The 12,279-nt window shown below is 40.9% G+C and carries 10 protein-coding genes; 8 read left to right on the top strand and 2 right to left on the bottom strand.

Annotated features, from left to right (window positions below; translation table 11 throughout):
• Positions 1 to 414: 414 nt before the first annotated feature.
• The 7 genes from E2626_RS08250 (at position 415) to E2626_RS08220 (ending at position 9,537) form a co-directional block, all read left to right on the top strand.
• Entirely contained in the window at positions 415 to 1,392 is a 978-nt protein-coding gene (locus E2626_RS08250) for a sugar ABC transporter substrate-binding protein (protein ID WP_134381273.1), read from the top strand.
• Positions 1,389 to 2,852, top strand: a complete 1,464-nt coding sequence (locus E2626_RS08245) for a sensor histidine kinase (protein WP_134381272.1) — start codon at positions 1,389 to 1,391, stop codon at positions 2,850 to 2,852. Before E2626_RS08250 ends, E2626_RS08245 begins: the two co-directional genes overlap by 4 nt.
• Positions 2,827 to 4,356: a response regulator gene (locus E2626_RS08240; RefSeq protein ID WP_134381271.1), complete on the top strand. Its 1,530-nt coding sequence runs from the start codon at positions 2,827 to 2,829 to the stop codon at positions 4,354 to 4,356. Before E2626_RS08245 ends, E2626_RS08240 begins: the two co-directional genes overlap by 26 nt.
• Before the next feature lie 27 nt (positions 4,357 to 4,383).
• A complete protein-coding gene (locus E2626_RS08235) occupies positions 4,384 to 5,439 on the top strand; it encodes a sugar ABC transporter substrate-binding protein (RefSeq protein WP_244094276.1) in 1,056 nt (351 codons plus the stop codon).
• Positions 5,440 to 5,620: 181 nt separating this feature from the next.
• Positions 5,621 to 6,736: a sugar ABC transporter substrate-binding protein gene (locus E2626_RS08230; protein ID WP_134381269.1), complete on the top strand. Its 1,116-nt coding sequence runs from the start codon at positions 5,621 to 5,623 to the stop codon at positions 6,734 to 6,736.
• A gap of 93 nt (positions 6,737 to 6,829) precedes the next feature.
• Positions 6,830 to 8,350, top strand: a complete 1,521-nt coding sequence (locus E2626_RS08225) for a sugar ABC transporter ATP-binding protein (RefSeq protein WP_134381268.1) — start codon at positions 6,830 to 6,832, stop codon at positions 8,348 to 8,350.
• 11 nt (positions 8,351 to 8,361) lie between these two features.
• Positions 8,362 to 9,537: a sugar ABC transporter permease gene (locus tag E2626_RS08220; protein WP_134381267.1), complete on the top strand. Its 1,176-nt coding sequence runs from the start codon at positions 8,362 to 8,364 to the stop codon at positions 9,535 to 9,537.
• 137 nt (positions 9,538 to 9,674) lie between these two features.
• Here the strand turns inward: E2626_RS08220 and E2626_RS08215 are convergent, their stop codons facing one another.
• Together E2626_RS08215 and E2626_RS08210 are read right to left on the bottom strand one after the other, a co-directional pair.
• Positions 9,675 to 10,766 (bottom strand): ABC transporter permease, encoded by a 1,092-nt coding sequence (locus tag E2626_RS08215; protein WP_134381266.1) that lies wholly within the window; start codon positions 10,764 to 10,766, stop codon positions 9,675 to 9,677.
• The gene (locus E2626_RS08210; protein ID WP_134381265.1) at positions 10,763 to 11,485 is read right to left on the bottom strand and encodes an ABC transporter ATP-binding protein; all 723 of its coding nucleotides are present in this window, start codon (positions 11,483 to 11,485) and stop codon (positions 10,763 to 10,765) included. Before E2626_RS08210 ends, E2626_RS08215 begins: the two co-directional genes overlap by 4 nt.
• 171 nt (positions 11,486 to 11,656) lie before the next feature.
• Between E2626_RS08210 and E2626_RS08205 the strand changes: the two genes are divergently transcribed.
• Positions 11,657 to 12,247, top strand: a complete 591-nt coding sequence (locus E2626_RS08205; protein WP_134381264.1) for a TetR/AcrR family transcriptional regulator — start codon at positions 11,657 to 11,659, stop codon at positions 12,245 to 12,247.
• The last annotated feature ends 32 nt before the right edge of the window (positions 12,248 to 12,279 follow it).

Raw genomic sequence — 12,279 nt, 5'->3', positions numbered from 1 at the left:
CGGAAAGAACAGGAGGGTTTAGAAATGTTATGGGATCCCCCAAAGTGTATAAATTGCGACAAGGAAATTGAAAAGAATGAACAGGTCTATGCAAAGCTCCGTTATCCAAAAAGAAAAGGATTCACAGAGATCAAAGCATATTTACGAAATGAAGCTGTATTTATATGCGAAAACTGTTTTGACAATAAAAAATAGCGTCTGTCTTTTTCCAGACAGATGTTACGCCACCACAGGAATACACACGCTTCACTTTCCTCAGTAAGTCTCTCGTTCGACTGTACCATAACAGACTTCATCCATTAATGAGTGTTCAAATCCAAATTCTGCAGGAAAAACAGACATATACTCACCATCAGGCTTTTGTTATAATTTACTGAATATTAATTCACTTTAAAAAGGAGATGCTTTCCTGTTATGCGAAAGCTTTTTACACTTATGGTTGCGGTTGTCGGTATTTTTCTATTCTATTTTACATTTCAGGCAGCTGCGGCTGTCTTTTATACAGACTGGGACTTACCGAATTCCAGCGAACAGGATGAAGGTGTGCCGCGCATTGTGCTGATTATGAATGAAATAGACCACCCTTTTTGGAGAGGTGTAACGTCTGGTGCTGAAGAAAAAGCAGTGGAGATGGACATTGACCTGGATGTGAGCGGCATCTACGGCAATAATACGGATGATTTTCTTAGAAAAATTGAAATTGCGATTTATTCAAAGGTAGACGGAATTATTGTGCAGGGGCTCGACCATGAAAAATTTAAAGAATTGACAAAATTGAAAGCGGCTTCATATGGGATTCCTGTTCTGACTGTTGCTCATGATGTACCGAAAGAAGAAAGTCTTCGTAAGACCTATGTTGGGTCTGACCAGTTTGAAGCTGGTGAACTGCTTGCCGAACAACTACTCAAAGATATGGGTAAGGCTGGTGAAGTCATTCTGATGATTGATAGTGAACAGGCGTATTTTCAGCGTCAGCGTCTCGAAGGTATTGAACATTATCTGGCTGATTATCCAGACATCAGTGTGATAGAAGCAAAGATTGGCGCAGAAAGTGACCAGGGGCTTTCTTCTGTGAACGACCTGCTCAATCATTTTCCTCAGGCGGCATCATTTGTTGCGGTGAACGCCTCTTATACAGAAGAGCTTGTTAAAGAGATTGAAACAAGAAGGAAGGTAGAGCCTTATTACATATACACATTTGATGAGGAACGCGGAGCTTATGCGCTGCTTGAGGATGGAAAAATCGATGGCATAGTGGAACAGTCTCCTAAAGAAATGGGCCGGTTAAGTGTGGAACTAATGTCAGAGTGGCTGCAAAAAGACAGCCTGCCGCTTGATATTGAAGGTTATTTTACTGACATTCAGATTGTGAAGGATTTGAGCGGCCAATGAAACATTTACAAAAGAAAATATGGCTGCTGGCAATCGTTGTATTGATCATTATGGTCATTATTTGGATTTCTCTCACCTACTACAATCAGAAAATGCAGGATCAGTATAATCAGATTCTTGAACGATATCTGATTATAAATGAGCTGAATATGGTCAGTCAGGAAATGGTCACGTCACTGAATGCCTATCTGCTCGACCCTTCTGATGCAAACTTCAGAACGATTGAACGCCGTAAAAACAGGGTGGGTCAGTTATATGATCAGGTCACTGCATTTAGGAACACGGACAATGAATCTGAGCTGACCAATTATACAAATCTTACAGCAAGTTTAATTGAAATGACTGAGCGCTCAGTGAATTTTCAAATATCAGATGAAACTGATACTGCCAAAGCAGCACTGAATGAAGCAATCCATATTGCTGATTATGTATCAGAGATGAGGCTCTCTGTTATTGATAAAGAATTAAGGACCTATGACATCTTTTACAGAGAAATGATCGAGCGCTCTGAAAAACTGACAGAGCTTGGTGTATGGCTTCTAGTTACAATTATATTAATGCTACTATTTTTCACTTACTGGTTTTCACTGCGTATTACGAAACCGCTCGAGAAGTTGACAGAATCAGCAAAGCGACTGTCAAAAGGTCAATTCGACAGAGAAATTGAAGCAGACTCAAAAGATGAAACAGCGATTTTAGCCAAAACGTTCGAGCAAATGCGAATTAATATTAACAATTTGTTTATAGAAACAACACAAAAAGCAAAGCTTGAAGCTGAGCTCCAGGAAAGTAAATATCTGCTGAAGGAAAGTCAGCTGCTCAGCCTGCAGAGTCAGATTAATCCCCACTTTTTGTTTAACACGCTTAATACACTCTCAAAAAAGGCTTATCTTGAAGGGTCTGAAGAAACCAGTGATCTGTTAGTCAGTATTGCAGATCTGATGCGTTATAACTTGAGGCACATGGACAAACCGACTGCTTTACATGAAGAACTGTATGTTCTAAACCAATACATCCAGATTCAAAAAGCAAGATATACTGATCGGCTGACGTTTGTGACTGAAATTGATGAGGCGTGTCTCGATGTTCAGATACCCGGTCTGACTCTTCAGCCAATTGTTGAAAATGCGATTATACATGCAGTAGAACCAAGCGAGGATGGCGGAACCATTATGTTTAGGATAAAGAATGCACTGAACCATGTTGTAATAGAAGTTGAAGACGATGGTCCAGGTATGACTGAAGAAAAAATAGACGCTTTAATGAGTGCGCGTGCGGTAAACAGTGAAAAAGGGACAGGCATCGGCTTTAAAAATGTAGTCCAGCGATTAAAGCTATTCAATTCAAGTGATCATGTGGTGGATATACAGAGTATCTCAGGAAAAGGGACAAAGATATCCCTGTTTATTTTAAAAGAAAGGAGTGAGATGGGTTATGATCAAAGTTCTTATAGTGGATGATGAACAGATGGAACGTGATGGGCTCGAAATTATTCTGAAAAGACATCTTGAACTCGATATTAAGCAAGCGAGAAATGGCAGAATCGCGATTGAAATGTGTAGTCACTTTAAGCCGGACCTGGTTTTTATGGATATTCAAATGCCCGGCATTTCAGGACTTGAAGCCATTGAGCAGTTGCATCAGACCTACCCAGACACAAAGTTCATTCTTGTAACTGCTTATGCCAAGTTTGAATATGCACAGCAGGCAATGAAACTCGGTGTACACGATTATATCCTAAAGCCGAGTAAAGTAAGTGAAATCATCAAAACGGCAGAAGGTGTACTGAATAAAATATATGCAGAAAAAAAATCCACAGAAGAAAGTAAACGCTATCGAAGCACCATTGAGAAAGCAATGGCAGTTTTTGAAACGGATGTCGTGACACAGCTGCTGTTTGATCATGTCCATGAAGTTCACTTAAACCAGCTTGTTGATCTGCTAAATATTCCAATCACGAGGGATAAATTTGTGATGAACCTCCTCATTCCTGAAGATGCGAAAAGCTCATACTCCGCTGTAAAAGACGTGGTCAGAAGAACCGGAAGCGGCTGGACAGGTGCAATGAATGGCAGACAGGTTCCGATTATTGTCTTTCGTAACAGTGGAGAGTCCTTCCGTCATCAGGCCATTACAATGGCTAAGCAAATTCTATCACTGAGAAAAATGGATCAGGATGGTTGGTTTATCGGAATTGGTGATGTGTATGAACCAATTGACCGGATTAAACAGTCTTATCAGGAATCTCTTATTGCAACAAGGAACTACCAGCAGCCTGTTAAATATCAGTTTTATTCAGATATGCCGATGTTAACACTAGATTTTTACTCACAGTCTTATAAGGCATATGAACAGAAATTTTATGAACTCCTCCGTCAAAACAAGTGGGAGGAATTAATTCAAGAGGTTAAAGACAGGACTGATCAATTCGAAAGAGAAAATAAAGACGTGATTCAGACACAAAAAAACTTAGCTGAAATCCTCTGGCTCATATCATCTGTCCTGTCAGATATGGGTGTAGAGGTTGAATTTCCTGTATATTCTGTGCAGGTAAATGGATATAAGCAGCTGAGGGCTGAAACTGGTTATATGCTCGACCGGATGAAATTTGCACATCAAAAACATAACCAAAATACAGATGGGGACATGATAGAACAAATTAAGCATTATATTATCGAACATGCTCATGAAGATTTATCTTTAGAAATTATCAGTAAAGAAGCAGGACTGAGTCCAATTTATGTCAGTAAGCTTTTTAAAGAAAAGCTAGGCATTAATTACATCAGCTTTCTGACTGATTGCCGGCTTGAGAAAGCAAAGAAATTAATGCGAGACTCTGAGAAAAGTATGAAGGAAATTGCGATAGAAATAGGCTATCACGATCCGAATTATTTCAGTAAGGTATTTAAAAAAGCTTTTCATCTCTCTCCTACAGCTTACCGAAGTAAAACATTTATCACGTAATGACTGATCATGAAGGGATGTAAGTTTGTGAAAAAACACTTAACACTTATGTTGACCTGTATCATGACCATTCTGCTGGTTGCCTGCTCAACTGAAGATAAAGCCACAGAAGTTGAACCGGCGCCGGAAGCGGTTGAACAAAAGAGTCCGAAAGATATCAAAATCGGCTTCTCAATGGATACGCTTCAGGAAGACCGATGGTTCAAGGATCGTGATCTATTTTTAAAAACTGCCAAAGCTGCAGGCGTAGAAGTCGAAGTCACGGTTGCAAATGGGGATGACGTCAAACAAATCTGGCAGACAGAAAAAATGATCAGTGAAGGTATTGATGTACTGGTTGTCGTTCCTCACAACGCAGAATCCATGGCAGCCATTGTGGAAAGAGCCCATGATGCAGGCATTAAAGTATTGTCATACGACCGGCTCGTAAGGAATGCGGAAGTGGACTTATATTTATCCTATGATAATGAACAAGTAGGCATCCTGCAGGCGACTGCTATGACTGAAATGGTGCCAAAAGGAAATTATGTCTACCTTGGAGGAGCAGATACTGATTACAATGCTCACCTGATGAAGCAGGGTGTTTTTAAAGTTTTAAAACCTTACATTGAAAAAGGTGATATCACAGTTGTCTTCGACCAGTGGACAAAAGACTGGATTCCAGACGTGGCAAAAAAGAACATGGAAACAGCACTTGAAGTAAATCATCAGAAAATTAATGCGGTCATTGCAGGAAATGACGCGACGGCGGGTGCTGCGATAGAAGCACTTGAAGCTTACAACCTCGCGGGAAGTATTCCTGTAGCCGGGCAAGATGCAGATTTGGCAGGTGTTCAAAGAATTGTAGCGGGAACACAAAATCTGACAATGTACAAAAGTATTAATGATCTATCAGAACGCGCAGTGGAACTGGCGATTAAGCTCGCATTAGGAGAAGACATACAGGAAGACCGGACGATTAATAACGGGAAAATCAATGTCCCCTCTATCCTGCTGCCTCCGGTTCCTGTCGACCAGACGAATATCAGAGAAACAGTCATTGCAGACGGATTCCATCAGGAGGATGACGTCTATAACCAATAAAGTAATCAGCTGCGGTCCAATTGGATCGCAGCTTTTTATTTTGATCGCTGATTTATCTGAATATTAATAAAATACAGCATGATGATAATTTACTGCTATAAGAAAGCGTTTTCAATTGTGTTTCCGATGCTACATTTATCTTGTAAAGAACAAAACACATTTTGAAAGGGGTCTTACAACAATGGGGAAAAAATCAAAGGCACTGGGATTACTTTCAGCTGCAGTCTTAACATTCGGTTTGGCAGGATGCGGCAGTGAAGGGGGTTCCGGATCCGGAAGCGGTCTCGATGTAGGAATTGTTTTACCTACTAAAGATGAGCCGAGATGGGTTCAGGATGAAACAAGATTCGAGGATGCACTGGCAGATTCAGATTACACAACTGAAATTTTATTCAGTCAGGGATCTTCAGCAAAAGAAAAAGAAAACGTTGAAACATTAATCAGTAAAGGAATGGATGTCTTAATCATCGCTCCGCATGATGGAACAGCGGCAGGATCTGCAGTAGAAGCTGCTCAAGAGGAAGGTATTACGGTTATATCTTATGACCGCCTGATCACTGATACAGAAGCAGTAGACTACTATGTTACGTTCGACAGCGTAGCCGTTGGAGAAGCACAGGGACAGTATTTAGTAGATCAGGCCGAAGGTTCAGGCATCCCGCTCTACCTGTATGCTGGTGCTGCATCTGATAACAATGCATTCCTATTCTTTGAAGGTGCATGGAATGTACTTCAGCCGAAAATTGCTGACGGCACATTCGTGATTGCGAACTCCAGTGAAGCTGAAGCATTAAAAGATAAAGCCGAGTTAAGCCGTGATGAGCTTGGAAGCATCCTTGGACAGGTAACAACAAACTGGGATCCAAGTGAAGCGAAGAACAAAGCTGAAACACACTTAACTTCCGCAGGTGCTGATATGAAGGGTGATGTTTCTATTCTTGCACCAAATGATGGAACTGCCCGTTCAATCGCTGACGTTTTCGCTACTGATGGCGCGATTACGAATTACACGATCACAGGTCAGGATGCTGAAAAAGCTTCTATCCAATACATCATTGACGGCAAGCAATCTATGACCGTTTTCAAAGATGTGCGCACACTTGTAGAAGATGCTATGGGCATGGCAGTTGACGTGTTGGACGGCAATGATCCTGAAACAACTGCTACTTATGACAATAACAGTATTGAAGTAAATGCAAAGCAGACAGACGTAATCGTCGTTGACCAGGATAATGTACAAGCAGAATTAATCGACTCAGAATACTATGAAGCAAGTGAATTCGAGGGGTTAGAATAACCGTTTTGATTACAAGAGTAATCGTGTCAGCATACCTCCCCTGGCACGATTGCTCTGTATTTTAATTAAAGACAAGTGCTTAGGAGGCATAAAATGAACGATACAATTCTAGAGATGAAAGGCATATCCAAAGAGTTTACCGGCGTAAAGGCGCTCTCTAATGTTAATTTCCAAGTTGAAAGAGGAGAAATTCATTGTCTGGTAGGCGAGAACGGAGCAGGTAAATCCACACTGATGAAAGTTTTAAGTGGTGTTTACCCTTATGGAGAGTATTCAGGAGATATTTATTTTGATGGACAAGTTCAACAATTCAATAAGATCAGTGACAGCGTTGATATCGGCATTGTCATCATTTATCAGGAGTTAGCATTATTTCCCGACCTTTCTATCTATGAAAATATTTTTATCGGTAACGAACTGCAGCGCAAAGGCGTGCTGAACTGGAATGAAGCCATCACAAAATCTAAGGAACTTTTGGAAAAAGTAAACCTTCACATTAATCCCGAAACATTAATAAAAGAAATCGGGGTCGGCAAACAGCAATTAGTTGAAATTGCAAAAGCGCTGAGTAAACGGGTAAAACTTCTAATTCTTGATGAACCCACTGCCGCGTTGAATGATACAGACAGCGCGAACCTGTTAAACCTGTTAAAAGAGCTGAAAAAACAAGGAATTACTTCTATTATGATTTCTCATAAGCTTAACGAGGTAATTGCTATTGCAGATAAAGCGACTGTACTGCGGGATGGTGAAACCATTTGTACGCTGGATGCAACGCGTGGAGAGATTACAGAAGCAGCTATTATTAAAAACATGGTCGGCCGTGAAATCGAAGATATTTACCCAAAGAGAAATCATCCAGTAACTGACCACAGACTGCTCGAATTAAAGAACTGGTCAGCTTATGACGGGCACCTCGGGAGAAATGTAGCAGAACACATTGATCTTCATGTGAATTATGGAGAAATCGTTGGGATAGCCGGGTTAATGGGTGCCGGAAGAACTGAACTGGCTCTCAGTATTTTTGGTAATTCAAAAAAATATAAAACGTCAGGTGAGTTGTTTGTAGACGGTCAGCCCATCCAATTAAAGCATACGAGTGATGCCATTAAATCCGGTATCGCATACGTAACTGAAGATCGAAAAGGAGACGGATTATTTTTACTGCAGGACATTAAAAATAATATTTCGATCTCAAATCTGAAAGATCTGTCGGCATACGGGGTCGTCAACGACAACGAAGAAATCCGTACTGCTGAAGAATATAGAAAATCACTCGGCATTAAAACACCTTCCATCGAACAAAAGGTCGGTAACCTGAGCGGTGGAAATCAGCAAAAAGTATCAATTGGAAAGTGGCTTTTTGTTGGACCAAAACTCCTGATTCTGGATGAACCTACGCGCGGCATTGATGTAGGTGCAAAACTTGAGATTTACACAGTCATGAATAAGTTAATTGAAAGCGGCATGAGTATTATCATGATTTCATCAGAGCTTGGTGAAGTACTTGGTATGAGTGATCGGGTCTATGTCATGGCCAAAGGTGAGATTAAAGGAGAACTGTCTTCAAATGAAGCAAGTCAGGAAAAGATCATGGAACTTGCAACACAATAGGAGTGAAGAAGATGAAATTACTTAAAGAGGCAAAAGCATTACTAAAACATAATATCCGGGATTATGGCATGTATATTGCCCTTCTCGTCATCATGTTAATCTTTACAATTTTAACAGATGGCCTTTTTATGTCATCAAGAAATATAAGTAACTTAATAGATTCTTCAGGCTATATTGCTGTTTTAGCTGTTGGGGTCATGTTGGTCATTGTCATCAGACATATTGATTTATCAATTGGATTTCTTGCAGGATTTCTCGGCGCAATCGCTGCGATATTACTGGTACAGTTTAATCTGCCGGTTTTTCTGGTCATCCCGATTATTTTGATTTTGGGAATGCTAGCTGGTTCAGTAACAGGGTTTCTTGTTGCAAAAGTTGGTATACCAGCCTTTGTAGCTACACTTGCCGGTTGGCTTATTTACCGGGGAGCCTTACTGCAGGCAACTGAAAGATCCGGAACGATTAATGTAAATAATGAGGCGTTTAATGCGATTGGGAATGGCTATATTCCCTCCATTTCACAAGTCGGCGGCCTCCACCTGCTGTCATTAATGATTGGTGCAGCTGCCATTCTTTATTATATTTATTCAATGATAAAAAACCGAAAAAACAAAATCAAATACAGCTTTGACGTAGTTTCCAATCCGCTTTTTATCATTCAACTTGTACTTGTATCTTCTTTAATTGGTTACGTAACATGGATTCTCGCAGGTTATAACGGATTCTCATGGACGATGATTATTATTTTAATTGTTTTAGTGGTGTATCATTTCATCACAACAAAAACAGTCCTTGGGCGTCACATTTATGCAGTCGGCAGTAATCCTGAAGCAGCCCATCTTTCAGGTATCAATGTCAGCAAAATTACGTTCATTGTTTTTGGCTCAATGGGAATGCTGTCCGCTCTATCAGGTATTCTGTTTACTTCCCGCCTGCAGTCTGCCACCACAACAGCCGGTACACTTTTTGAGCTGGATGCTATCGCAGCTGCTTTTGTAGGTGGTGTTTCAGCAGCCGGTGGTGTCGGTAAAGTAACAGGTGCCGTCATTGGTGCAGTTGTAATGGCGACACTCGTTAACGGGATGAACTTGCTAGGCGTCGGAATCGCATCGCAATATATGATTCGGGGCGGTGTTCTCGCACTGGCGGTTATTTTTGATGTGATGACGAGAAGACAAAGGGCATAGCAGTTTGATTTTATAAAATGGGGATGGAGATCACGCTACGAAGATAAATTAGTAGCGAGACCTCCATCCCCACTTTTTTTGAATACAAAAAAGTGTCTCCATCAGTTTATAATGGCAAAGACATTCTTGTGTTAAAGTTATATCTTTCTGTATTTTTTTAATGCTTGAATGTTTATGAATGTAAACACAATCGCAATGCCGAACAGAATGAAAAGATCAAGCAGAATGTCATCTATCCCCCGACCGAAGATCATCACAGCTTTTAAAGCATCACCACCATAATAAAGCGGCATGATTTTCGCAATTACCTGAAGCCATTCCTGCAGTGAGTCTACTGGTAGGAGGCCGGCGAAAAAGATCTGCGGAATGACGACAATCGGAATGAACTGAACCATCTGAAGCTCAGAATTGGCAAAAGTGGATAGTAACAGTCCAAACGCCAGCGCTACAAAAGCAATCAGACTGTTAATCAGCAGCACATACCAAATGCTTCCTGCAATCTGAATGTCCAGAATATACGTACTGTAAAAGACGACAATGATGGTCTGAATGACAGCAAATATGCCATACCCAATCAGATAGCCAAATACAATATCAGAACGCTTCACAGGTGTTGCAAGCAACCGGTCAAGCGTGCCCGTTGTCCTTTCACGCAAAAGCGAAATCCCGGAAATCAGAAATACAAAAAAGAAAACGAAGAACCCGATTAAAAATGGACTGATTGTATCAAAAAATGTTGTTTCGTCTGATCCAAACTCGTATGTTTCCTCTATATTGAGAAACCCTGGCGCTTCATCCGGCTGAATCAGCCCGCTTTCAGCTGCCTTCATCATTACTTCCTCTACCTGCAAAGCGAAATGCTGCTGGCGAAGTCCGGCAATCTGTGCCTTTACACTGCCAATCGTGGTAGTAGAACTCGCATTGTAAGTGACTTGAAGCAGGTCATCCTCCAAAAGAAAATAAGCATCCAGATCTTCATTAAGCAAAAGTTCTTTTAAGGATTCATTCGGTTCTACAGAGACAAGATCAACATCCGCCTCTTCAAGCTGATCACCCATCGGATCCGTTAAGCCTGTTTCACCAATGCGTGCAATGCTCTCCTGATCAGTCTGAAAGAGGAAATAAACAAGTGTCAGAATCAGTAATGGTGCAACAAGCATTAACGCGAGTGTTCTGCGGTCTTTAAAAATCTGCTGAATAATCCGTTCAGCTACTGCAAGCATCCTCATGCTGATTCACCAGCTTTCTTTAATAGAAAGATTGATTCAATCGAATCTGTGTTAAATTGATTTTTCAGCTCCTGAGGCGTTCCGACTGCTAAAACTGAGCCTTCGAGTAAAAGTACCAGCCTGTCACAGCGTTCTGCTTCATCCATTACATGTGTCGTTACCAGAATAGAGCCACCCTGCTCCTTCAGTAACTGAAGCTTCTCCCAGATCTGTTTTCTCAGTCTTGGATCAATTCCAACTGTCGGTTCATCCAATACAAGAATGTCCGGCTCATGCAGCAGAGCCAGCGCTAAAGATAACCGCCTTTTCATTCCACCAGAATAAATCATCACCTTTTTTGATAAGTCCTTTTCTAAATCAACAAGACCCATACATTCACTGATACGCTGCTTCCTTTTGTTTTTAGGTACGCCATACAGCTTTGAAAAGAAAACCAGCTGCTGCTCAGCACTCAGCTCCATATACAGCGCGTCAGACTGGGCCATATAGCCAATCTGATTTAACAACAGGCGGTTTGGCATGCGTTGATTCTGAACGGTCACCTTGCCTTCATCCGCTTTCTCCATGCCAATAATCGTTTTGACCACGGTCGTTTTCCCTGAACCTGATGGCCCGATGAGCCCGACAATTTCTCCCTTACTGACCGAAAAAGAAATATCTTTTAAAACCTCTGTTTTCCCAAAAGATTTCGATATGCCTGATACCTCCACTGCATGCATATAAATGCTCCTTTCTATTAGACAAATCATTGCTTAATGAACACTGTGTTGATTATAATCATATTAAATTGAGGAGATATTACAATCGTTATTTTCTATGTATTTGTTGATTAATTAACAATTGCAGGCTGATTGTCTATTATCGTTATACTTTTTCAGAGGGGGAAAACGATGAAGCAGGATTTACGTGTGAAGAAAACGAAAAAAGCCATCCGGCATGCACTACTCAGACTTGTAGATAAAAAAACATTTGCGCGGATCAGCGTCAGTGATATTTGTGATGAAGCTGAAATCAACCGGGGCACTTTTTACCTTCATTACACAGACAAGTTTGACCTGCTTGAAAAAATACAGCAGGAGCTGCTGGATCATTTATGGATGATTGTCACGACCAGAATGACAGAGAAGATCAATGTTCTGACAGAAAAACCGGATACATTGAAAATATTCGCAACAGAACTTTTTCATTATCTGGATCAGGAAGCTGACTTATTTTATATGCTGCTAGTCAATACGGTGGACCCATCGTTTCATAATCGACTGAAAGGACTCATTCAAAAAAACATGGAGAGACTCAGCCACCCTGCAGAAGAACCTGTGTCTTTTCATGTTGACTATGTCATGGCCTACGTCACAAGTGCCATCGTTGGTATGTTGCAGCACTGGCTTGCTAACGGAAGAAAAATACCGCCTGAAGAAATGGCTCTGCTGGTTGTCAAAATCAACTTAAACGGACCAATGAAAATGATGAGTGGCGAATAACGCGCCGCTTATTCAATCAATTGTTTCGCGAC

The sequence above is a fragment of the Jeotgalibacillus salarius genome (genome assembly GCF_004405125.1).
GTDB lineage: Bacteria > Bacillota > Bacilli > Bacillales > Jeotgalibacillaceae > Jeotgalibacillus > Jeotgalibacillus salarius.
The sequence above is the reverse complement of the archived record's forward strand: the minus strand, read 5'-3'. Positions and strand labels throughout refer to the sequence as shown.